Below are 20771 nucleotides of genomic sequence, written 5' to 3'. Positions count from 1 at the left end.
TTGAATTCTCAGGGGTTTTAAGGCAAACCGCGATTTGCCGTGTTCTTGGTGGTGATAGGTGGACTTGAACCACCGACCCCAGCATTATGAATGCTGTGCTCTAACCAACTGAGCTATATCACCCGACAGACAAAGATTATAAAGATCGGATTTTCAGGTGTCAAGGCTGTGCGATTATTTTTTGCTGCCGGGACACGATCATCTCCAGCATCTGGCCGGCTGGGTTGTCACTCAGGCAATCGATCACCACCCGCTCCGGCATCGAGCGCAGCCAGGTCAGCTGGCGCTTGGCGAGCTGGCGGGTGGCGATGATGCCGGTGTCGCGCAGGGCCGCGCGGTCGATCTTGCCATCGAGATAATCCCACGCCTGGCGATAGCCCACGCAGCGCATCGACGGCAAGCCCGCATGCAGGTCGCCGCGCGCGCGCAGGGCCGCCACTTCCGCCACGATGCCGCTGTCGTCGCGCGTGCCCAGCATCTGGTCGAATCGGCTTGCGATGCGCGCGTGCAGCACGCTGCGGTCCGAGGGCTCCAGCCCGAACGAGAGCAGATCGAAGGGCAGTTCGGTCTTTTCGCGTCTGGCCAGCAGTTCCGACATCGGTTTGCCCGAGAGCGCGATGATTTCGAGCGCGCGGTTGATGCGCTGGGCGTCGTTGGGCGCCAGGCGGTCGGCCGTGTCGGGATCGAGCGCGCGCAGCCTGGCGTGCATGCCGGGCCAGCCGATGAGGGCCGCTTCGGCGTCGAGCTGCACGCGCAGGGCCGGATCGGCCACCGGCAGGTCGTCCAGGCCGTCGGCCAGGCCCTTGAAGTACATCATGGTCCCGCCGACCAGCAGCGCCAGTTTGCCGCGCGCGCTGATCTCGGCCACCAGGCGCAGCGTATCGTCGCGGAACTGGGCCACCGAATACGACTCGGTCGGCTCGATGATGTCGATCAGGTGGTGCGGCGCGCTGGCCAGTTCCTCCGGCGTCGGCTTGGCGGTCCCGATATCCATCTCGCGGTACACCAGCGCCGAATCGACGGAGATGATTTCGGCGGGGATGGCGCGCGCGATCGCCAGCGCGGCGGCGGTCTTGCCCGACGCGGTCGGGCCCATGATGGCAACGGCGAACGGCTTCATGGCGTGGCCCTCGCAAGTGGGGTAGCGGTGATGCGCACCGAGGCAAAGATGGCCAGGCCGAGCCCGCACGACACCAGCGCCAGCGGAATCAGGGTACCGTCGAAGCTGGCGCCGACCACGCTGCCGACCGCGAACGCCACGCACATATACAGGGCGCCCATCAAGCCGGCGGCGGTGCCGGCCTGCTGCGGAAAGGGCGAGACCGAACCCGATTGCGACACCGGAAAATTGATCCCGTGCGCGCCCATCGTCATGAACATGGCCAGCACCACCACGCTCCAGTGCGCGAGGCCGGCGCCGACGGCGGCCAGGAACACGGCGCCGGCGGCCAGCGACATGGTGCTGCCGATGCGCAGCGTGACGGCGGGGCCGAACAGCGGCAGCAGGCGGCGGCACACGATGGTGCCGCTCAGGTAGCCCGACACGCCGAGCGCGAAGCAGTAGCCGAACCACGCGGTCGGCACCTCCAGCACGCGGATCAGCACCAGCGAGGAACCGGAAATGAAGGCGAAGATGGCGCCGTACGACAGCGCGCCGGGCAGCGCATGGGCCCAGAATGCGCGCGAGCCGAGCACCAGCCGGTAGTTCGCCAGCAGGCCGCGCAATTCGGTCGCCTTGGGATTTTTATGGACGTTCGTCTCGGGCAGGCGCAGCACCACCGCCGCCAGCAGCAGCGCCGACAGGATCGACAGCGCCACGAAGGCGGCGCGCCAGCCGAAGGCCACCTGCAGGTAGGAGCCGAGGATCGGTCCGGTGAGGGGAGCCAGCGAGAGCCAGGAGCTGGCGCGCGCGATCACGCGTACGCTGTCCTGCGGCGCGTAAGCGTCGCGCACGATCGCGCGGGCGACGATCACGCCCGAGCAGCAGCCCAGCGCCTGCAGGAAGCGCGCCACGATCAGCAGCGCGATATTCGGCGCGGCCGCGCACAGCAGGCTGGCCAGCACGTACAGCGACAGGCCCCAGATCAGCACCGGGCGCCGTCCGAAGCGGTCCGACAGCGGGCCGACCACCAGCTGCGCGCCGCCGAAGGCGATCACGAACATCGACAGTGTCAGCTGCACGGTGGAGGCGGGCGCGCCGAAGCCGCTGGCCAGGCTCGGGAGCGAGGCCAGGTACAAGTCGGTCGACAGGGGCTGCAGCATCATGAAGCCGATGATCAGCAGCAGTACCGGCACGTGCGCGTACTGCGCCAGCGGGGCGATGGTGTCGTTCTGGCGCATCGTCATTGGCCGCGCAGGAACAGCTTGTCGAGCGAGGAGATGTCGAGCTGCACCCAGGTCGGGCGCCCGTGGTTGCACTGGTCGGCGCGCTCGGTGCTTTCCATCTGGCGCAGCAGGGCGTTCATTTCGGGCTGGTTCAGGATGCGGTTGGCGCGCACCGCCGTGTGGCAGGCCAGGGTGCCGAGCAATTCGTTGCGGCGCTCGATCAGCACGCGCGAGCCGCCGAATTCGCGCACGTCGCGCAGCACGTCGCGCGCCAGCGTCTGCGCGTCGGCGTTCTTGAGCAGGGCCGGGACCGAGCGCACCGCCAGGGTGGTGGGCGAGAGCGCCGCGATGTCGAAACCGAGCGCCTGCAAGGTGTCCTGGTTCTCCTGGGCGGTGCCCACTTCGACCGCGTCGGCGAAGAAGGTGACCGGGATCAGGAGCGCCTGCACCTGCATCGCCTGGCCGCCGACCTGCGCGTCGAGCGCGTTTTTCAGCTGCTCGTACAGGATGCGTTCGTGCGCGGCGTGCATGTCGACCAGCACCAGGCCCTTGGTGTTCTGGGCCAGGATATAGATACCGTGCAGCTGGGCCAGCGCGAAGCCGAGCGGGTATTGCTCGTTCGACATCGTCTGCGCCGGCGCGGTGTAGGGCGTGACGGGCGCGCTGGCCGCACTCGGGGAGGCGGCGAACAGGGCGCCGTAGCTGTCCATGGTCTGCGCCACGCCGGGGGCGTCGTAGCGGCTGCCGGGCGGATAAGGCGACGGCGAATAAGTGGAAGAGAGCTGGGCGCCGAAACTGGTCTGCTCATGCTCGCGGCGCCAGGTGGACGTGGCGCCGACGTCGGCCGCCATCTGCGGCGCCGGCACGCTGCCGTGGTCGGTGGCCGAGGTTTTGGCGAGCGCGCGCTGGACCGCGTGGAACACGAACTGGTGCACCGCGCGGCTGTCGCGAAAGCGCACCTCGATCTTGGACGGGTGCACGTTGACGTCCACCAGCGCGGGGTCGAGGTCGAGCGCCAGCACGTAGGACGGGAAGCGGTCGCCGTGCAGCACGTCCTGGTAGGCGGCGCGCACCGCGTGCACCAGCAGCTTGTCGCGCACGAAGCGCCCGTTCACATAGAAGAACTGGCCGTCGGCGCGCGCCTTGGAAGCGGTCGGCAGGCCGGCGTAGCCGTGCACGCGCAGGGGGCCGGCGCTTTCGTCGATGGCCAGGCGGGCCTCGGCGAAGTCGCTGCCGAGGATATGGGCGCTGCGGCGCGCCATCTCGCTCACGTTCCAGTGATCGATGGTGCGGCCGTTGTGCGACAGCGAAAACGCCACGTCCGGGCGCGCCAGGGCGATGCGGCGCACCACCTCCGCGCAGTGGCCGTATTCGGTCTGTTCGGACTTGAGGAACTTGCGCCGCGCCGGCGTATTGAAGTACAGGTCCTGCACATCGATGGTGGTGCCGTGCGCGCCGGAGGACGGAGCGACGGTGCCGAGGTGGGAGCCGACGATTTCCCAGGCGTGCGGCGCATCGGCGGTCCGCGAGGTGACCGAGACGGCGGCCACGGCCGCGATGGAGGCGAGCGCTTCGCCGCGAAAGCCGAGGGTCGCCACGTTTTCCAGGTCGGTCAGGGACGCGATTTTTGAGGTGGCATGGCGCGCCAGGGCGAGCGGCAGCTGGTCGGGGGCGATGCCGCGGCCGTTATCGGTGATGGCGATGCGTTTCACGCCGCCTTCTTCGAGGCGCACGGTGATCTGGGTGGCGCCGGCGTCGAGCGCGTTTTCGAGCAGCTCCTTGACCACGGCCGAGGGTCGCTCGACCACCTCGCCGGCGGCAATCTGCGAAATCAGCTGGTCGGGGAGGGCCTGGATCGGGCGGTGCGCGGAAATGGGAGCATTCATGCGCGAATTATATCCCCAGCGCCCGCGAACGCCGCACCGCGCCCCCAACTTCCCACTTTCCTACAACCGGGGTCAGAGCTTTAACTTGCAACATTGTATGAATCGGCACCGTCAGAGTGTGAACGGCCCTGGTTTCGACGACCTGGAATGATGAGCGTCACGAAGTGTGGCGCCAATGTCGCAGAACCGCAGGCTGGCTGCGATTCTGCAACGAAAGAATTGCACATAAAAGCTCTGACCCCGGTTGGGGAGGAAACTAGGGCTGTTCGCGCACGGGGATGGGGGCGTTGCAGAGGTCGACATGGCCGGCGGCAACCTTGGTCCAGGGGCCGCCGCGGTTGCGCTGGGCTTCGACCGCCGCTTTGTAGGCGGCACTGTCGGTGCGCATCACTTCGAATCGGCTGCGCTCGGCCTCGGGGACGTCGGCCGCCACCCTGAACGAGGCGATCGGGACGTGCTGCTCTTTCTTGTCGTAGAAGCCCATCGGTTGCGGGCCGCGCGGCAAGGTCGACAGCAGCGGCATGCCGGAAATCACCCGCCCCACCACCGTGATATTCCGGTCCAGGTGGCGCGGGGCGTGCCCGATCACCACGTACAGCGAGGAGCCGCCGCCGCTGTCGGCGCCATTGTCGCGCCCCACGCCGACCATGCCGTAGCAGTGCGCCAGCCAGGCCTGGCCGGTCCGCGGGTCGCGCGCGGAAGGAAATCCGTTCGAGTGCCCCACCTGGCGCGCGTAGCCGTCGCGGTCGGGCAGGCGCGTGAAGTGGCTGTCGTTCTTCATCGGGACCGTGAATTCCCCAGGCAAGGTGGCCTTCGCGGTCTTCATCGGGCGCGGGTTCTTTTCGTCCGGGTCGCCCCATTGCACCACCCAGTTGTCCTGCGAGCGGATGATGGCCAGGCCGTCGAAATAGGCTTCGCGGGCGAGCAGTCTGATGTTCGTTGCGTGCCGTGGGGCGAAGGTCGGGGCCAGTTCGATGATCACCCGTCCGCCCGGCACCTCCATGTACAGGGTGTTCTCGGGATCGAGCGGGCGCCAGTCCGAGGGCTTGGAGGCCTTGATCACGTCAGCCACTGTGGGCTTCGACGGCAGTTCCCGGGCAGCCCCGGCGCCGTGCGCGGGCAGGGCCAGGTCGCATGCGAGCAGGGCCGTCACTAGACTTGTCTTGTTGATACCGTGTGCTACATCCATCTGTTGTCTCCAGGTCGGTTGCCGGCACGGCGTCGGCTGCGCCGCTCGCCGCCATTGTAATGCGCAAGATAGTCACTCAGGAAACTTCTGACGCGGCGCAATTTTCTTGCGCGACGCCTTGTCGCGGATACAAATTTTCACGCGCAGTGATGTTATGATGCGGCGCTACCTTTTAGGATATTTATGGATCTGATGCAATTCTTCGACATGATCCTGCATGTCGATAAGACCCTGGGGATTTTGCTGGCCCAATATGGTGTCTATGTTTACGCCGTCCTGTTTGCCATCGTGTTTTGCGAAACCGGCCTGGTGGTCTTGTTCTTCTTTCCTGGCGATACTCTTTTATTCATTGCGGGTGCGGCTTGCGCCACCGGCCAGCTCGATCCCTGGATCCTGATGGCCCTGCTGATCACCGCGGCCGTTACCGGCAACACCGTCAATTACTGGATCGGCGAAGCGATCGGCCAGCGCGTGTTTACCCATAATTACCGCTGGCTCAACAAGGATGCGCTGCACCGCACCCACGAGTTCTTCGAAAAGCACGGCGGCAAGACCATCATCCTGGCGCGCTTCGTGCCGGTGGTGCGCACCTTCGCCCCTTTCGTGGCGGGCGTGTCGGACATGACGCATGCGCGCTTCCAGCTGTATAACTTCACCGGGGCCTTCCTGTGGGTGGTGAGCCTGGTGACGGCCGGTTATTTCTTCGGTAACTTGCCGATCGTGCGCGATAACCTGACCATCATCGTGATGATCGGTGTCGGCGCGGCAGTCATCCCCCTGGCCCTCGGCGGTTTGTATAAATTCAGCCGCAAGATGCTCAGCCGTTAAGCAGTTCCCCGCATCGGCGCGACATTTTCGCGCCGATGTTGCTTTGCAGACTCAAGTTTCCCCGCCTGCCCGCCGATAACCAGACTGTATTTCTAACTTTCTGGAACATCATGCGCAACCTGGTCGCCTTTTTCGCTTGCACCCTGGCCATCTCGACGGCAAGCGCCAACGATCCTCCCGCAAGCGCCAAGGCCGCCTCGTCCGCGCCTTCCGCCTCCAAAGCCGCTGCCGCCAAAACCGCTGCCTCCAAAGCCGAGCCGGTCAAGCTGGCCGCGCTCGACAATGCCAAGCCGGCCGCCGCCCCGTCGGCCAAGGCCGCCGCCGCGCAAGCGCTGAGCGAGGCCGATGCCGAAGCCGAACTGTCCGCCAAGATCGCGGCGCGCCTGGCGGTCATGCGCGCCAACCAGGCTGCCCGCGTGGCCGCTGCCGCCAGGGCCAAGAAGGCCACGGTGACGCGGCGCGAAGCGGTCGCCGCGATCACCCAGCCGCCGCCGGCGCGCCCCTTCCACAGCGATACCTGGTCGTACGAGGGCGAGACCGGCCCGGCCAACTGGGGCAAGATCAATGCCGCCTGGTCCAAGTGCGGGACCGGCACGCGCCAGTCGCCGATCGACCTGCGCGACGGCATGAAGGTCGACCTCGAACAGATCGGCTTCGATTACAAGCCGTCCGGCTTCAACGTGGTCGATAACGGCCACACGGTGCAGGTGACGGTGGGCGGCGGGAATTTCCTGACGGTGCAGAACCGCTCGTACGAACTGATTCAGTTCCATTTCCATCGCCCGTCCGAGGAACGCGTCAACGGCAAGGGGTTCGAGATGGTGGTGCACCTGCTGCACAAGGATCCGGAAGGGCGCCTGGCCATGCTGGCGGTGCTGCTCGAACGCGGCAAGGGCAACAACACGATCCAGACGGTGTGGAACAACCTGCCGCTGGAAAAGCTCGATGTGGTCAGCCCGAACGTGGTGCTGGACGTGGCCGAACTGCTGCCGCAGCGCCGCGATTACTATACCTTCATGGGGTCGATGACCACGCCGCCCTGCAACGAGGGCGTGCTGTGGCTGGTGATGAAGCAGCCGATGCAGGCCTCGCCGGCCCAGATGGCGCTGTTCTCGCGCATGTATCCGCTCAACGCCCGCCCGGTCCAGGCCAGCTCGGGACGGATGATCAAGGAATCGAACTAAGTACTTGACCGGAAATAAATGTGAGTTTTGGCAAACAGAAACGGATGCGGTGCAAGGCGGCGAGTGCGCGGCAGTGCGAGCACTGCAAGCAGGAGCCAACGCAGCAACGCGCCGGTTCTGGCAGCCAAAAACACATTTATTTCTGGGCGAGTACTTAGGCTTCTATTCGGCGCCGATCTCGACCGTATGGGCGCCGCGCCAGACTGCGCCCGGCTCCAGCGTGAGCGGCGCGATCAGGGCCGGTTCGATGCACACGAAGCGCCGGTATTCGGCGTCGTCCATGTCGCTGAGCGCGGCCGCATCGAGCGCCCCCGGATTCCACACCACCGCGTCGGTGAAGCCGCTTTGCGCCAAGCGCAGCGTGGCCTCGCCATCGGCCAGCGTCATCTCTGCGCCGATGCCCCGGTAGATGCGGTCGATGTGGTCCTCGATCCGCAAAGCGCCTTCCTGCACGCCGCCGATGCGCACGCGCGCCAGGTCGTGCACCGCAAAGTAGGTGTGCAGCGCGGCCGAAAACGCGAACGCCTCGGCGCCCGGGTTATTCACTTCGAAGGCCAGCGCCAGCGCGCCGCCGTTCACCTGCACCCGCAGCGCCAGCGCAAACGCGTGCGGCCAGGCCTGGGCCAGCGCGGGCGGCAGGTCGGCATCGGTCAGCGAAAAGACGGCATAGCCGGCGCCGCGCTCGTGCAGGCGCCAGCTGGCCACGCGCGCAAAACCGTGGCGCATGCCGGTGCCGCGTTCGGCGAACTGGGGGAAGATCACGGGCACGCCGCCGCGGATGGCGCGGCTGCCGTCGAGCTTCGAGGCGGCGCTGCAGAACAGGCGTTCGGCGCCATCGGCGCCCTGCCACGACACCAGGTGCGCGCCGTACAGGGTGACGATGGCCTGGGCTCCGCCGGCGCCGCGAATGCGCACGGCGGGCAGTTGGCCGTAGTCGACCATGTCGATGCTGTTCATGGAGTCGTTCATGGATGCGTTCATGTCTGGCGGCCCTTGGCCAGCGGCGGATTGGCCGCGAAATAGCGCTTGATGCCCTTGGTGATGGCGGCGGCGATCTGGTCCTGGTAGCCGTTGTCGCGCAGCTTGGCTTCTTCTTCGGGATTCGAAATGAAGGCTGTCTCGATCAGGATCGAGGGGATGTCGGGCGCCTTGAGCACCGCAAAGCCGGCCTGTTCGACCGAGCCTTTGTGCAGGCGCGCGATGCCGCTGATTTCGCCCAGCACCGCTTTGCCGACTTTCATCGAGTCGTTGATCTGGGCCGTCGTCGACAGGTCCAGCAGCACGCTGGCGATCTGCCTGTCGTGGCTCTGGATGTTCACGCCGCCGATGGCGTCGGCCAGGTTTTCCTTGTTGGCGAGCCAGCGCGCGGCGGTCGAGGTGGCGCCTTTTTCGGACAGAACGAACACCGACGAGCCGCGCGCGCTCGGCAGCATGAAGGCGTCGGCGTGGATCGAGATGAACAGGTCGGCCTGCACCTTGCGCGCTTTTTCGACGCGCACGCCGAGCGGCACGAAGTAGTCGCCGTCGCGGGTGAGCATGACGCGCATATTGGGCAGCTGCTCGAGCTTGAACTTGAGCCGCTTGGCGATCGCCAGCACGATGTCTTTTTCGCGCGTGCCGGCCGAGCCGATCGCGCCCGGGTCTTCGCCGCCGTGCCCGGGGTCGAGCGCGATGGTCATCATGCGCACCACCTTGCCGCCCTTTTCTCCGCGTTCGCCTCGTTCGTCTTTTTCAGCCTTGTGCGCGGCCACGCGCGGCGGGTCGGGACGGACCGGGGCCGGCTCGGGCAGGTCGGGCTTCGCCGCCGGTACGGTCGGCTGGGCCAGCACCGGGCCGGCCGGCGGCAGCGGCGCCGGCGGCTGCGCGGGCGGCACCAGCACGACCACCGGCGGCGTCACCACCGGCGGCAGGGCCGTCGAGGTCGCGGGCGCGGTGGCGGCCAGCGGCGGCCTGGGCGCGGGGGCCGGCAGTTCGGGGTTGCCGGCCGGCGCGTCGGCGCGCGACCATTCGCCTTTTTCGATCATCGCCGCGATCGGGTCGACCGGCTGCACCGGATACAGGTCGAAAATCAGGCGGTGCTTGTAGGTGCCCACCGGCTCCAGGGTAAATACCTGGGGCTTGATTTCTTCTTTCAGGTCGAATACCAGGCGCACCACGTTGGGCCGGTTCTGGCCCACCCGCACCTGCTTGATGTAGGGGTCGCCCGACTGGATCTTGGCGACCAGGCTTTTCAGGGTGGGATTGAGTTCCAGCCCTTCGATGTCGACCACCAGGCGCTGCGGGTCGGGCACGGTGAAGTGCGTGACTTTCAGGTCGCTGTCGTTTTCGAGCGTGACGCGGGTGTAGTCGGCGGCCGGCCAGACGCGCACCGCGAGAATTTGCGCGGCGCCGGCAGGCAGGACGGGAAACACGGACAGCAGCAGGGTGCCGCCAGCTTTCAGGATGGTGCGCCGGGTTACTGGTCCCGGAATCAAAGGTTTGGTGCGAATGTAAGGCGGTCGAGGCATAGCAAACCCAAGTCGGACAACGCTTGCAATTCTACATCACGGCCGAGCCCGGCAACGTGAAGGAATACACGCAAGTCGGGCGGCGGCAGCACCGGATCGGCTTTTTCGGGCCATTCGACGATGCAGATATTGTCCCCGTTAAATTCTTCGCGGAAACCGGCGTCCAGGAATTCTTCCGGACTGGCCATGCGGTACAGGTCGAAATGGATCACATGCACCGTGCGCCCGCCGAGCTCGATGCTGTAGGGCTCGGACAGGGTGTAGGTCGGGCTCTTGACGGTGCCGGCATGTCCGGCCGCGTGCAGCAGCGCGCGGGTGAGGGCGGTCTTGCCGGCGCCGAGGTCGCCGTGCAGGTGGATGGACAGCCCCGGCAGCAGGGCGCGCGCCAGTGCGGCGCCCAGTGCGGCGGTGCCGGCTTCGTCATGGAGATGGGCTTTGAAGTGCTGCATGGAATAGAATAGTCGCTGTGATGTTTGCCAGTTTCCGATTGTACTCCCGCCCAGCATGCTTTCTTCCCCTGACGAATCCGATCTGTCCGCCCTGGCGCAGTCCATCAAGCAATGGGGCCGCGAGCTCGGCTTTGGCGAGGTGCGCATCGGCGACGCCGACCTGTCGCACGCGGAAGCGGGCTTGCAGGCCTGGCTCGACGCCGGCCGCCATGGCGAGATGGATTACATGGCCAGCCATGGCATGAAGCGCGCCCGTCCGGCCGAGCTGGTGCCGGGCACGGTGCGGGTGATCAGCGCGCGCATGGATTACTTGCCGCCGGCCACGCCCGACGACTGGCGCGAGCGCGAGGCGGCGCGCCTGCAAGACCCGGGCGCGGCCGTCATCTCGATCTATGCGCGCGGGCGCGACTACCATAAGGTGCTGCGCAGCCGCCTGCAGCAGCTGGCCGAGCGCATCGAGCGCGAAACCGGGCAGCTGGGCTTCCGGGTGTTTACCGATTCGGCCCCGGTGATGGAATTGCCGCTGGCCGAAAAAGCCGGCATCGGCTGGCGCGGCAAGCACACCCTGATCCTCAATCGCGATGCGGGGTCGATGTTTTTCATCGGCGAGATCCTGGTGGACGTGGCGCTGCCGGTCGATGCGCCGGTCAGCGCCCACTGCGGCCAGTGCAGTGCGTGCATGACGGCGTGCCCGACCCAGGCGATCCTGGCGCCCGGACGGCTCGATGCGCGCCGCTGCATTTCTTACCTGACCATCGAATTAAAAAACAGCATCCCGGAAGAGCTGCGCCCGCTGATCGGCAACCGGGTGTATGGCTGCGACGATTGTCAGACAGCGTGCCCGTGGAATAAGTTCGCGCAAAAGGCGGTGGTGCCGGATTTCGACGAGCGCAACGCGCTCGGCAGCGCCGATATGGTCAGCCTGTTCGCCTGGAGCGAGGAAGAATTCGGACGCAGGCTGGAGGGCAGTCCGATCCGGCGCATCGGGCACGAGCGCTGGCTGCGCAACCTGGCGGTCGGACTGGGCAATGCGGCCGAGGCGCGCAAGGGCGACCCGGCCATCGTGGCGGCCCTGCGGGCGCGCGCCGGCCATGCCTCGCCGATGGTGCGCGAGCATGTGGCGTGGGCCTTGCAGCGGCATGCCGGAGAGCCGCCTACAGGCGCTTCAATCTGACCGCCGACCAGTCGCTATCCATCGACACCATGGCCACGCCGGTCACCCCGCGCTCCTTGGCCCAGGCAAAGATGGTGTCGCGCGTGAGGTCGGTGGCCTTGGGCGCGCTCGGCTTGAGGTAAGCCACCCACAGGGATCCCTTTTCGCCCAGCCGCTGCAATGCGGCGGGAAACCATTTTTCCAGCTCGGCCTGGTTAAGTGCGAACACCAGCACCACGTCGGCCGGGTCCTCGTCCTCGTTGATCAAGGTCTTCGGCAATTGTTCCAGCATGGCGGGATGGACCGCGCCATTGAAGACCGCCAGCGACTTGGCGGTCTTCAGGTACATCTTGTCGGCTATCGTTTTTTCGCTCATCGGATACTACCCAGATTGAATTAGGAAGCAAAATTATGCTACCAGTGTTTGACCCGGGTACGCACCGTTGCGTTCATTTTCAATGTGATTATGTTGTTCAGTTTCTTTCCGGCCACTTTTGCCGAAGCGGTCCCACAGGCGGTCGTGGAAGGGCAGGACGATGACGTTGAGCACCGGCTCGATCAGCGCCGCCAGGCCGCCGAAGGCGAGCGAGCCGCTGGCCCAGAACATGACGCCGAAGGCGACCGCGATGTGCAGGCCGGTCTGGCTCAGCTTTTCCAGCGCCAGCGCCAGCATCCGGGCGCGCGCCGCGTGCGCCGCGCTCGCCAGCGCCAGCCTGCGCAGCGCATGCCAGGCGCGTTCGTGCAGCGGCAGAAGGGCCACGTTGATGACGGGTTCGATGATGGCGGCCAGGCCGCCCAGCGCGGCCGAGCCCGTCATCAGCCAGGTCAGGGCGAAGGCGATCCCCATGTGGGTGGCGATCCTGCTGGTGGTTTTTGCGGCTGCCCTGACCATGGCGGTCCTTCCGGTGCGTATTCGATCAGTAAATGATAATCGTTCGCATTTGGAAAAGACAGTTGATTGTGTATCTTGCTGCGATAGGGGAAAGCTATCCTGCCGGCGGCAGGGCCGAGCTGTCGTTTATTTGAGCAATCCGGCCAGTTCCACCGCGGTCTTGACCTGCATCTTGTCGAAAATATGGGCGCGGTGCACTTCCACCGTGCGCATGCTGATGCCGAGCTGGTCGGCGACGACCTTGTTCATCTTGCCGGCCAGGATCAGGTCCAGCACTTCGCGCTCGCGCGCCGACAGGCTGGCCAGGCGCGCCTGCACCAGCGCGGCCGCGCCGGCCTGGCGCGACAGGGCCAATGCCTCTTCGACCCGGTCCATCAGGCGGTTGCCGTCGAACGGTTTTTCGAAGAAGTCGAAGGCGCCGCGCTTGAGGCTGTCGACCGCCATCGGCACGTCGCCGTGGCCGGTCAGGAAGATCACGGGCAGGCGCGCGGTCAGGCCGCGCGCGATCAGCTGGTCGAACACGGCCACGCCGTTCAGCTCGGGCATGCGCACGTCGAGCAGCAGGCAGTCGCCCTGCGGGTCGAAGCGGGCCGCGGCCTGGTCCAGGAAAAGTTGGGCGCTGGCGTGCCCGCAGGCTTCAATGCCGCGCGAACGCGCCAGCCAGACGAGGGAGTCGCGCAGGACGTCCTCGTCATCGACGATATGCAACATGGGGAGTCTCCGGTTTTTCGCGTAGTCTACCCCAGCGGCGCCGCTTGCGCCGGCAAGCTGAAGCTGAAAATGGTGCCGCCGTCCGGATTGGCGGCGTGTTTCAGGCTGCCGCCGTGGAATTCGACGGCGCTGCGGCACACCGACAGGCCCATCCCCATGCCTTCGGCCTTGGTCGAGAAGAAGGGCGAAAACAGGCGCGCGGCCACCTCCGGCGCAATGCCGTGCCCCTGGTCGATCACGGCCACGCACACCTGGCCCTGCTCGCAGGTCGCGGCGATGCGCAGCAGGCGCCGGCCGGGCGCAATGTCCTGCATGGCTTCGATGCCGTTGCGGGTCAGGTTCAGCAAGACCTGTTCGAGCATCATGCGGTCGGCGCTGACGCACGGCAGGTCGGGCGCGATGCTGGTCTCGACCATCACGTAGAACTTGCGCGCCTGCAGTTCGATCAGGGCCAAGATGCCCTCGACCAGGGCGTGCACGGCGATCTGCTGGCGCTGCGGTTCGCGCTTCTTGACGAAGGCGTGCACGCTGCGGATGATCTGGCCGGCGCGCTGGGCTTGCAGGCTGGCCTGTTCCAGCGCCGGCTGCAGCAGGCCGGCGTCGACGCCCTGGCCCTTCGCGCGCGCCCGTCCCAGCACGTTCAGGGCGCCGGTGGTGTAGCTGGCGATGGCCGCCAGCGGCTGGTTCAGTTCGTGCGCCAGCATCGAGGAAATCTCGCCCATGGTGGCCAGGCGCGCGCTGGCCTGCAGCTTTTCCTGCTGCTGGCGGTTGAGTTCTTCGACGCGTTTCAGGTCCGAAATATCGAGGATCGAACTCATCCAGCCGGTCTGGCGGCCGTCGCTGTCGACCAGCGGGGCTTCGAAAATGAGCACCGGCACGCGCACGCCGTCGCTGCGCTGGAAGATGGTTTCGAACTGCTGGGTCGCTTCGCCTGCCAGCACGGCGGCGAAGCGCTGCTGGTAGACCGCCATCGCTTCCGGCGCCCAGTAGGGCATGGGCGGGCTCTTGCCCAGCAATTCTTCGGGCGGCAGGCCGACCATCTCGCAAAAGGCCGGGTTGACGTAGGTGACGCGCCCTTCCAGGTCGCGCGCGCGCAGGCCGGTGACCAGGGAGTTTTCCATGGCGGTGCGAAACGCCATCTGCTGGCGCAGGGCGCCTTCGGCGGCCAGGCGGCGCGCGATGTGGCGCCACAGCGCCAGCAGGCTGGCCATCAGGCCCAGCGCCAGCAGCACCACCGAGCCGACCAGCAGGTTGGGCAGCAGGCGCGGTTCGCTCTTGACGCTGTCGGTGGCCAGCATCACGCTGGCGCCGGCCAGGTCGAGCGCGCGCTTGTGGGTGTACACGCCGCGCCCGGGACCGGCGGCGGCGCGCTTGGCCAGCACGCTGTCGTCGCGGTCGACCAGGGAAATGGCGTTATCCTGGGCGAACCACCAGGGCACGGTCTCGTCGAGCAGGACCTTGAGGTCGACCGTGGCCACCAGGCTGCCCACGTAGGCGCCGTCGCGAAACAGCGGCAGGTGGTAGTCGAGCAGGCGCTGGCCGGGCGCGGCGCCCGCATACGGTTCGGCGTAGCGCCCGGCCCGGCCGGCGCGCGCCATCTCGGCGGCGTCCTGCGCCGGCGCGCGCAGGCTGGGGAGACCCGGCGAGGGCGCGCCCGGCGCGGCGCTGGAGGCGCGCAGGCGCAGGCCGGGGTCGAACCAGCGCACCTGCTCCAGCTCGTGCGTCAGCTTGCGCATCTGGGCCAGGCGCGCCTGCAGCGCCGCCTCGTCGAGCTTGCCTTCGGACAGTTCGGCGCCGAGCGCGGCCAGCGCCTCTTCGATGCGGCTCAGTTCGAAGCGGATGGTTTGCTCGACCCACAAGGTGTCGGCGATCAATTGTTCCTGGCGCTCGTTGGTTTCCATCTGGCGCGCCTGCCACGGCAGCCAGAACAGCACCGCCAAAAACAACAGAACCAGCAGTACCGGCAACAGCCAGCGCCAGGGGCCGCCAAGAACGAAACGGGGACGTGCGCGGGGGGAAGTGGATGTCATGGCACAAAGTGTCCGGTTTTGTGTGTCTTGGCTATTGTGGTTATCCACAGTTGCAGTGCAGAATGACGGTTGGCAGACTGCCTTGCAGTCAAGAAACGTTAGTTTTCATAATTAGGGAGACAAGTATGCAGATTAAATCGCTCGTCGTCGCGCTTGCCGCAACGCTCAGTGTCAGCGCCTGGGCACAAGCCCCGATCGTGATCAAATTCAGCCATGTCGTGGCCACCGACACGCCCAAGGGACAGGCTGCCGAACGCTTCAAGGAGCTGGCCGAGAAAGCCACCAAGGGCCGGGTCAAGGTCGAAGTCTACCCGAACAGCCAGCTGTACAAGGACAAGGAAGAACTCGAAGCCCTGCAACTGGGCGCGGTGCAGATGCTGGCGCCGTCGCTGGCCAAGTTCGGCCCGCTCGGCGTGAAGGAATTCGAAGCCTTCGACCTGCCATACATTTTCCCGACCAAGGCCGCGCTGTACAGCGTGACCGAAGGCCCGATCGGCAAGAGCCTGCTGCAGAAACTGGAGCCGAAGGGCATTACCGGCCTGGCGTACTGGGATAACGGCTTCAAGGTGATGTCGGCCAACAAGCAGCTGCGCACCCCGGCCGACTTCCGCGGCCAGAAGCTGCGCATCCAGTCCTCCAAGGTGCTCGACGCGCAGATGCGCGCACTCGGCGCCAATCCGCAGGTGCTGGCCTTCTCCGAGGTGTACCAGGCGCTGCAGACCGGCGTGGTCGACGGCACCGAGAATCCGCCATCGAATATGTTCACCCAGAAAATGCACGAAGTGCAGAAGCACGTGACCGTGTCCAACCACGGCTACCTGGGCTATGCGGTGATCGTCAACAAGAAGTTCTGGGACGGCTTGCCGGCCGATATACGCACCAGCCTGACGAGCGCCATGCGCGACGCCACCACGTTCGAAAAAGCCATCGCCCAGCGCGATAACGACATGGCGCTGGAAGCGATCAAGAAAACCGGCAAGACCGCCATCTACACGCCGACCGCGGCCGAACAGGCCGAATGGCGCAAGGTGCTGCTGCCGGTGCACAAGCAGATGGAAAGCCGCATCGGCGCCGAACTGATCGGTTCGATCAACAAGACCGCCGCCGCAGCGAAGTAATCATGTTGTTCCCTGGCGGGCGCTGCGGCATGCAGCGCCCGCCTGCACGCATTTCCCCCATTCCCCGTTCTTTCCTCGATTCATAGTCTTAACATAGGATTCGACATGAAATTTCTCGACCATCTGGAAGAGTGGATCATTGCGAGCCTGATGGGCGCAGCCACGCTCGTTGTGTTCGTCGCGGTGGTCCACCGCTATTTTTCCGGCCTGCCGATTCCGGTGGTGCAGGACTGGCTGATTCAAATTAACACTAGCTGGGCCCAGGAACTGTGCATCTACATGTTCGTCTGGATGGCCAAGTTCGGCGCGGCCTACGGCGTGCGCACCGGCATCCACGTCGGCATCGATGTGATCATCAACCGCCTGGACACGCCCTGGCGCAACAAGTTCATCGTGTTCGGCCTGATGGCCGGCGCGCTGTTTACCGCCATCGTCGGCACCCTGGGCGCCAACTTCGTGTGGCACATGGCGCAGACCGACCAGACCTCGTCCGACCTCGAAGTGCCGATGTGGCTGGTGTACCTGGCGGTGCCGCTCGGCTCTTACCTGATGTGCTTCCGCTTCCTCCAGGTGGCCGTGCATTTTGTCCGCACCGGCGAATTGCCCAAGCATGACCACGGCCACGTGGAAGGCCTGGAAGACGAGATTTCCGCAGCGAAAGGCGGTGCCGCATGAACGCCCTCATCATCTTCACCCTGCTGATCGTGCTCATGCTGACGGGCATGCCGATCTCGATTTCGCTCGGCCTGACCGTCCTGACCTTCCTGTTCACCATGACCGACGTGCCGATCCAGTCGGTCGCGCTCAAGCTGTTTACCGGCATCGAGAAGTTCGAGATCATGGCGATTCCGTTCTTTATTTTGGCGGGCAATTTCCTCACGCACGGCGGGGTGGCGCGGCGCATGATCAACTTCGCCACCGCCATGGTCGGCCACTGGCACGGCGGCCTGGCCCTGGGCGGCGTGGTGGCCTGCGCGCTGTTCGCGGCGGTCTCCGGTTCCAGCCCGGCCACGGTGGTGGCGATCGGCTCGATCATCCTGCCGGCCATGGTGCGCCAGGGCTATCCGCGCGGCTTCGGCGCCGGCGTGATCACCACCTCGGGCGCGCTCGGGATCCTGATTCCGCCGTCGATCGTGATGGTGATGTATTCGGTCACCACCAACACCTCGGTCGGCCAGCTGTTCATGGCCGGCGTGGTGCCGGGCCTGATGCTGGCCAGCCTGCTGGGCCTGACCACCTGGTTCCTGGCGCGCAAGCATAACTATCCGCGCATGAAAAAGGCGAGCTGGGGCGAGCGCTGGCACGCCTTCCGCAAGAGCGCCTGGGGCTTGCTGCTGATCGTCATCGTGATGGGCGGGATTTATTCGGGCAAGTTCACCCCGACCGAAGCGGCCGCGATGGCGGCGGTGTACGCCTTCATCATCGCCGTGTTCGTCTACAAGGACTTGAAGATCAAGCAGGTGGCCAAGGTGCTGCTCGATTCGGCCTCGATGTCGGCCATGCTGCTGTACATCATCACCAACGCCATGCTGTTCTCCTTCCTGATGACCAGCGAAGGCATTCCGCAAGCGATGGCGGCCTGGATCACCGACCAGGGCCTGGGCGTGATCAGCTTCCTGCTGGTGGTGAACATCCTGCTGCTGTTGGCCGGCAACGTGATGGAACCGTCCTCGATCGTCCTGATCATGGCGCCGATCCTGTTCCCGGTGGCGATGAAACTGGGCATCGATCCTGTGCACTTCGGCATCCTGATCATCGTCAACATGGAAGTGGGCATGTGCCATCCGCCGGTCGGCCTGAACCTGTACGTGGCCTCGGGCATTACCAAGATGGGCATCTCGGAACTGACGGTGGCGGTGATGCCGTGGCTGCTGACGATGCTCGCTTTCCTGGTGGTGGTGACCTACGTACCACAGATTTCCCTGTGGCTGCCTAATTTAATTTACAAGTGAAATAATTTTCCCCTAACGTGAATAAAAAGCCACATTTTCTTAAATTAAATAAGTTATGATGAGCACCGATTCAGCACCATACTGGTGCGAATGGGGCGAACGGATTGCAGGTTGGGGGAGTGGGAAGATAGAAGAAACGGTAGTCCATACCGGAGAAATATCGAGGAGACACGCGTTTTACAGAATGCCGTTGGCATGACCAAACGGCCGGGAACGTGAACAAAATTTGGAACGCACCGCAAGGTGCGTTTTTTTTCGTCCGTCCGAAACGGCGGCGGCTTGGTTTGGCGCCGTCTGGGCCTATACTCTCGTGTATGAACGATCAAGCACAGAACATGTTTTCGGCCATTGTGACGGCGCCCTTCGGCGCTGTCGGTATCCGCACCGAGGCCGGGCAGGTGCGCGAACTGGTGTATCTGCCGCCTCATTTTGGTGCAAGGGAGGCGGGCGATGCGGTCGCCGAACTGGCGGCGCGCCAGGTGGACGCGTATCTGCGCGACCCCGACTTTCGCTTCACCCTGCCGCTCGCCGAGGCCGGCAGCGTGTTCCAGCGCAAGGTCTGGGAGGCGATTGCCGCGATCCCGCGCGGCACGGTGCGCACCTACGGCCAGGTCGCCAGACACATCGGCTCGGCGCCGCGCGCCGTGGGGCAGGCTTGCGGTGCCAACTGGTTTCCGATCATCATTCCGTGCCACCGGGTCACCGCCGCCGGCGGGCTGGGCGGCTTTTCGAACCATGACGAAGAAAATGGTTTCCACCTGAGCGTCAAGCGCTGGCTGCTCGCGCATGAAGGGGCAGGCAAGGCACCATGGCAACAGCAGTCAATGTTCAACTGATCGACGCCTTTTGCGACCAGCTATGGCTGGAGCAGGGCCTGGCCAACAACTCGATCGACGCCTACCGGCGCGACCTGCGCCTGTTCGCGCGCTGGCTGGAGGTGACGCGCCCGGCAGTGGCCAGCCTGCATGCGGTCGGCGCGTCCGAGCTGGAAGCGTATTTTTCCGACCGCCATGCCGAATCGAAGCCGAGCACGGCCAACCGGCGCCTCTCGGTGCTCAAGCGGTTTTACCAGCTGGCGCTGCGCAACAAGGAGATGATTGCCGATCCCTGCCTGCGGATGGCCTCGGCAAAGCAGCCGCAGCGCTTCGTGCACACGCTCACCGAGGCCCAGGTGGAAGCGCTGCTGCAGGCGCCCGACGCGAGTACGCCGCTGGGGCTGCGCGAGCGCACCATGCTCGAACTGATGTATGCCAGCGGCTTGCGCGTGTCCGAACTGGTGACGCTGAAGATGATGGAGCTGAGCCTGAACGACGGCGTGCTGCGCATCACCGGCAAGGGCAGTAAAACGCGCCTGGTGCCCTTCGGCCAGGAAGCGCGCCAGTGGCTCGAACGTTATCTCAAAGACGCGCGTGGGGTCATCCTGAACGGCCAGACGGACGATGCGCTGTTCGTGACCGCGCGCGGGGGGCCGATGACGCGCCAGATGTTCTGGATCCTGATCAAGAAACACGCGGGCGCGGCCGGGATCACGGCGCCCCTGTCGCCCCACACCCTGCGCCATGCGTTCGCCACGCACCTGCTGAACCATGGGGCCGACTTGCGGGTTGTGCAACTCTTGCTGGGGCATGCAGATATTTCCACCACGCAAATTTACACGCATGTTGCGCGCGAGCGCATGAAGCGGCTGCACGCCGCGCATCACCCACGTGGTTAATTCAAATGCCGATCGCATAACTGGGTCATAATGGTGCTTCTGTACCCTTTCTTTTACAACCCAAGAGGTGATCCATGGCTAAAACTAATTTCCAGTACGAAAAGCGGCAGAGGGAATTAGAAAAAAAGAAAAAGGCGGACGAGAAGGCCAAGCGCAAGCTGGAAGCCAAGAATTCGCCAGGCGGAGAAGAGAGCGAGCCCGCGGACGAGGATGACGCCGAGCAAGCCAAGCCCGAGTAAGTCAAGCCCGAGTAAGTCACGCATCGTCCCGGCGACTGGCGCGCACGCTTGCCGCCAGCCACGCGCCGGGACCGCCGGCGCCCTGCCGCAGCGGCAGGCGCACAGCCCCTACTTTTTGCTCGCCTGGCGCGCCGTGTCGTGGTACTGCCAGAGCACATTGACGATCTTCCACTCGCTGCGCTGGTTCTTGTACAGGTGCATGTAGTCGATCCACTCGTCGGCGCTCAGCTTGACGGTCGCCACGCGCTGGTCGACATCGAGGATCCTGATGTCCACCCGCGGCTGCGCCGGGAATTTGCTGCCGTCCTTGTTGTAGGTCGCGGCCACCCGGACCATGGTGTCGAAATCGGTCTGCATGACGAATTCGGCGCCGTCGGCCCCCTTCCAATAGGTGCGCTTGGCCAGTTTGGGGTCGAGGCCGCGTTCCATGCGCGCCGGATCGACCTTGTGCTGCGACTCGATGTAGTCGCGCACCGCGCGTTCGATCGCCTGATTGTCGGTGGTGGCATCGCTTGCCTGCGCCATCAGCGGCGCGGCGGCGAACAGCAGAAACAGGAAAGGGCGTTGCATGATTAGCCTTGATGAACAGGTGGG

Annotated in this window: 21 protein-coding genes and 1 tRNA gene; 9 read left to right on the top strand and 13 right to left on the bottom strand. The window is 65.3% G+C overall.

Going from position 1 to position 20771, the window contains the following annotated elements; genetic code table 11:
* Positions 1-46: 46 nt before the first annotated feature.
* From EJB06_RS24170 to EJB06_RS24150, 5 genes are all read right to left on the bottom strand, one after another.
* Positions 47-123, bottom strand: a tRNA-Met gene (locus tag EJB06_RS24170).
* A 37-nt stretch (positions 124-160) separates the two neighbouring features.
* Complete coding sequence (gene miaA, locus EJB06_RS24165; protein WP_126076585.1) at positions 161-1120, bottom strand: tRNA (adenosine(37)-N6)-dimethylallyltransferase MiaA; 960 nt, start codon at positions 1118-1120, stop codon at positions 161-163.
* Positions 1117-2346 (bottom strand): multidrug effflux MFS transporter, encoded by a 1230-nt coding sequence (locus tag EJB06_RS24160; RefSeq protein WP_126076584.1) that lies wholly within the window; start codon positions 2344-2346, stop codon positions 1117-1119. Before EJB06_RS24160 ends, miaA begins: the two co-directional genes overlap by 4 nt.
* Positions 2343-4211, bottom strand: coding sequence for a DNA mismatch repair endonuclease MutL (gene mutL / locus EJB06_RS24155; RefSeq protein WP_126076583.1), 1869 nt, complete (start codon positions 4209-4211; stop codon positions 2343-2345). The genes EJB06_RS24160 and mutL overlap by 4 nt, the downstream gene beginning before the upstream one ends.
* Before the next feature lie 256 nt (positions 4212-4467).
* Positions 4468-5400, bottom strand: a complete 933-nt coding sequence (locus EJB06_RS24150) for a peptidylprolyl isomerase (RefSeq protein ID WP_126076582.1) — start codon at positions 5398-5400, stop codon at positions 4468-4470.
* Positions 5401-5583: 183 nt separating this feature from the next.
* On the opposite strand from EJB06_RS24150, the gene EJB06_RS24145 reads away from it, so the two are divergent.
* Both EJB06_RS24145 and EJB06_RS24140 read left to right on the top strand, forming a co-directional pair.
* Entirely contained in the window at positions 5584-6228 is a 645-nt protein-coding gene (locus EJB06_RS24145; RefSeq protein ID WP_126076581.1) for a VTT domain-containing protein, read from the top strand.
* A gap of 110 nt (positions 6229-6338) precedes the next feature.
* Positions 6339-7412: a carbonic anhydrase gene (locus EJB06_RS24140; protein WP_126076580.1), complete on the top strand. Its 1074-nt coding sequence runs from the start codon at positions 6339-6341 to the stop codon at positions 7410-7412.
* Between the two features lie 162 nt (positions 7413-7574).
* Here EJB06_RS24140 and EJB06_RS24135 read toward each other — a convergent pair whose 3' ends face one another.
* Genes EJB06_RS24135 through tsaE form a run of 3 tightly spaced genes read right to left on the bottom strand, consistent with a single transcriptional unit; the run spans position 7575 to position 10368 of the window.
* A complete protein-coding gene (locus EJB06_RS24135) occupies positions 7575-8381 on the bottom strand; it encodes a D-hexose-6-phosphate mutarotase (RefSeq protein WP_229427254.1) in 807 nt (268 codons plus the stop codon).
* Between the two features lie 8 nt (positions 8382-8389).
* Complete coding sequence (locus EJB06_RS24130; RefSeq protein ID WP_126076579.1) at positions 8390-9919, bottom strand: N-acetylmuramoyl-L-alanine amidase; 1530 nt, start codon at positions 9917-9919, stop codon at positions 8390-8392.
* Positions 9883-10368 (bottom strand): tRNA (adenosine(37)-N6)-threonylcarbamoyltransferase complex ATPase subunit type 1 TsaE, encoded by a 486-nt coding sequence (gene tsaE / locus EJB06_RS24125; RefSeq protein WP_126076578.1) that lies wholly within the window; start codon positions 10366-10368, stop codon positions 9883-9885. The genes EJB06_RS24130 and tsaE overlap by 37 nt, the downstream gene beginning before the upstream one ends.
* A 55-nt stretch (positions 10369-10423) precedes the next feature.
* Between tsaE and queG the strand changes: the two genes are divergently transcribed.
* The gene (queG, locus tag EJB06_RS24120) at positions 10424-11542 is read left to right on the top strand and encodes a tRNA epoxyqueuosine(34) reductase QueG (protein ID WP_126076577.1); all 1119 of its coding nucleotides are present in this window, start codon (positions 10424-10426) and stop codon (positions 11540-11542) included.
* Here queG and EJB06_RS24115 read toward each other — a convergent pair.
* The 4 genes from EJB06_RS24115 to EJB06_RS24100 form a co-directional block, all read right to left on the bottom strand.
* The gene (locus EJB06_RS24115; RefSeq protein ID WP_126076576.1) at positions 11523-11897 is read right to left on the bottom strand and encodes a DUF3052 family protein; all 375 of its coding nucleotides are present in this window, start codon (positions 11895-11897) and stop codon (positions 11523-11525) included. The genes queG and EJB06_RS24115 overlap by 20 nt on opposite strands.
* A 33-nt stretch (positions 11898-11930) precedes the next feature.
* Complete coding sequence (locus EJB06_RS24110; RefSeq protein WP_126076575.1) at positions 11931-12413, bottom strand: DUF2061 domain-containing protein; 483 nt, start codon at positions 12411-12413, stop codon at positions 11931-11933.
* A 126-nt stretch (positions 12414-12539) separates the two neighbouring features.
* Positions 12540-13124, bottom strand: coding sequence for a response regulator transcription factor (locus EJB06_RS24105; RefSeq protein WP_126076574.1), 585 nt, complete (start codon positions 13122-13124; stop codon positions 12540-12542).
* Between the two features lie 26 nt (positions 13125-13150).
* On the bottom strand, positions 13151-15154 hold the full coding sequence (locus tag EJB06_RS24100; protein WP_126076573.1) for a PAS domain S-box protein: 2004 nt from the start codon (positions 15152-15154) through the stop codon (positions 13151-13153).
* A gap of 125 nt (positions 15155-15279) precedes the next feature.
* Between EJB06_RS24100 and EJB06_RS24095 the strand changes: the two genes are divergently transcribed.
* The 6 genes from EJB06_RS24095 (at position 15280) to EJB06_RS32030 (ending at position 20177) form a co-directional block, all read left to right on the top strand.
* The gene (locus EJB06_RS24095; protein WP_126076572.1) at positions 15280-16272 is read left to right on the top strand and encodes a TRAP transporter substrate-binding protein; all 993 of its coding nucleotides are present in this window, start codon (positions 15280-15282) and stop codon (positions 16270-16272) included.
* 105 nt (positions 16273-16377) lie between these two features.
* Positions 16378-16947, top strand: coding sequence for a TRAP transporter small permease (locus tag EJB06_RS24090; RefSeq protein WP_126076571.1), 570 nt, complete (start codon positions 16378-16380; stop codon positions 16945-16947).
* Positions 16944-18224 (top strand): TRAP transporter large permease, encoded by a 1281-nt coding sequence (locus EJB06_RS24085; protein ID WP_126076570.1) that lies wholly within the window; start codon positions 16944-16946, stop codon positions 18222-18224. The genes EJB06_RS24090 and EJB06_RS24085 overlap by 4 nt, the downstream gene beginning before the upstream one ends.
* 335 nt (positions 18225-18559) lie before the next feature.
* Positions 18560-19060, top strand: a complete 501-nt coding sequence (locus tag EJB06_RS24080) for a methylated-DNA--[protein]-cysteine S-methyltransferase (protein WP_126076569.1) — start codon at positions 18560-18562, stop codon at positions 19058-19060.
* Positions 19033-19938, top strand: a complete 906-nt coding sequence (gene xerD / locus EJB06_RS24075; protein ID WP_126076568.1) for a site-specific tyrosine recombinase XerD — start codon at positions 19033-19035, stop codon at positions 19936-19938. The genes EJB06_RS24080 and xerD overlap by 28 nt, the downstream gene beginning before the upstream one ends.
* Positions 19939-20012: 74 nt before the next feature.
* A complete protein-coding gene (locus EJB06_RS32030; RefSeq protein ID WP_164558025.1) occupies positions 20013-20177 on the top strand; it encodes a hypothetical protein in 165 nt (54 codons plus the stop codon).
* Positions 20178-20285: 108 nt separating this feature from the next.
* Here EJB06_RS32030 and EJB06_RS24070 read toward each other — a convergent pair whose 3' ends face one another.
* A complete protein-coding gene (locus EJB06_RS24070; RefSeq protein ID WP_126076567.1) occupies positions 20286-20747 on the bottom strand; it encodes a nuclear transport factor 2 family protein in 462 nt (153 codons plus the stop codon).
* Between the last annotated feature and the right edge of the window lie 24 nt (positions 20748-20771).

The organism is Massilia atriviolacea (genome assembly GCF_003953935.1).
Lineage (GTDB): Bacteria > Pseudomonadota > Gammaproteobacteria > Burkholderiales > Burkholderiaceae_D > Telluria_A > Telluria_A atriviolacea.
The sequence above is the reverse complement of the archived record's forward strand: the minus strand, read 5'-3'. Positions and strand labels throughout refer to the sequence as shown.

Excerpts from the sequence above, each read along its gene's own strand:
- EJB06_RS24110 (WP_126076575.1), bottom strand. The coding sequence starts at position 12,413 with ATGGTCAGGGCAGCCGCAAAAACCACCAGCAGGATCGCCACCCACATG.
- EJB06_RS24160 (WP_126076584.1), bottom strand. The coding sequence starts at position 2,346 with ATGACGATGCGCCAGAACGACACCATCGCCCCGCTGGCGCAGTACGCG.
- tsaE (WP_126076578.1), bottom strand. The coding sequence starts at position 10,368 with ATGCAGCACTTCAAAGCCCATCTCCATGACGAAGCCGGCACCGCCGCA.
- EJB06_RS24115 (WP_126076576.1), bottom strand. The coding sequence starts at position 11,897 with ATGAGCGAAAAAACGATAGCCGACAAGATGTACCTGAAGACCGCCAAG.
- EJB06_RS24140 (WP_126076580.1), top strand. The coding sequence starts at position 6,339 with ATGCGCAACCTGGTCGCCTTTTTCGCTTGCACCCTGGCCATCTCGACG.
- xerD (WP_126076568.1), top strand. The coding sequence starts at position 19,033 with ATGGCAACAGCAGTCAATGTTCAACTGATCGACGCCTTTTGCGACCAG.
- EJB06_RS24105 (WP_126076574.1), bottom strand. The coding sequence starts at position 13,124 with ATGTTGCATATCGTCGATGACGAGGACGTCCTGCGCGACTCCCTCGTC.
- EJB06_RS24070 (WP_126076567.1), bottom strand. The coding sequence starts at position 20,747 with ATGCAACGCCCTTTCCTGTTTCTGCTGTTCGCCGCCGCGCCGCTGATG.
- EJB06_RS24090 (WP_126076571.1), top strand. The coding sequence starts at position 16,378 with ATGAAATTTCTCGACCATCTGGAAGAGTGGATCATTGCGAGCCTGATG.
- EJB06_RS24150 (WP_126076582.1), bottom strand. The coding sequence starts at position 5,400 with ATGGATGTAGCACACGGTATCAACAAGACAAGTCTAGTGACGGCCCTG.
- EJB06_RS24085 (WP_126076570.1), top strand. The coding sequence starts at position 16,944 with ATGAACGCCCTCATCATCTTCACCCTGCTGATCGTGCTCATGCTGACG.
- EJB06_RS24080 (WP_126076569.1), top strand. The coding sequence starts at position 18,560 with ATGTTTTCGGCCATTGTGACGGCGCCCTTCGGCGCTGTCGGTATCCGC.
- EJB06_RS24095 (WP_126076572.1), top strand. The coding sequence starts at position 15,280 with ATGCAGATTAAATCGCTCGTCGTCGCGCTTGCCGCAACGCTCAGTGTC.
- EJB06_RS24145 (WP_126076581.1), top strand. The coding sequence starts at position 5,584 with ATGGATCTGATGCAATTCTTCGACATGATCCTGCATGTCGATAAGACC.
- EJB06_RS24100 (WP_126076573.1), bottom strand. The coding sequence starts at position 15,154 with ATGACATCCACTTCCCCCCGCGCACGTCCCCGTTTCGTTCTTGGCGGC.
- EJB06_RS32030 (WP_164558025.1), top strand. The coding sequence starts at position 20,013 with ATGGCTAAAACTAATTTCCAGTACGAAAAGCGGCAGAGGGAATTAGAA.
- EJB06_RS24135 (WP_229427254.1), bottom strand. The coding sequence starts at position 8,381 with ATGAACGACTCCATGAACAGCATCGACATGGTCGACTACGGCCAACTG.
- miaA (WP_126076585.1), bottom strand. The coding sequence starts at position 1,120 with ATGAAGCCGTTCGCCGTTGCCATCATGGGCCCGACCGCGTCGGGCAAG.
- EJB06_RS24130 (WP_126076579.1), bottom strand. The coding sequence starts at position 9,919 with ATGCCTCGACCGCCTTACATTCGCACCAAACCTTTGATTCCGGGACCA.
- mutL (WP_126076583.1), bottom strand. The coding sequence starts at position 4,211 with ATGAATGCTCCCATTTCCGCGCACCGCCCGATCCAGGCCCTCCCCGAC.
- queG (WP_126076577.1), top strand. The coding sequence starts at position 10,424 with ATGCTTTCTTCCCCTGACGAATCCGATCTGTCCGCCCTGGCGCAGTCC.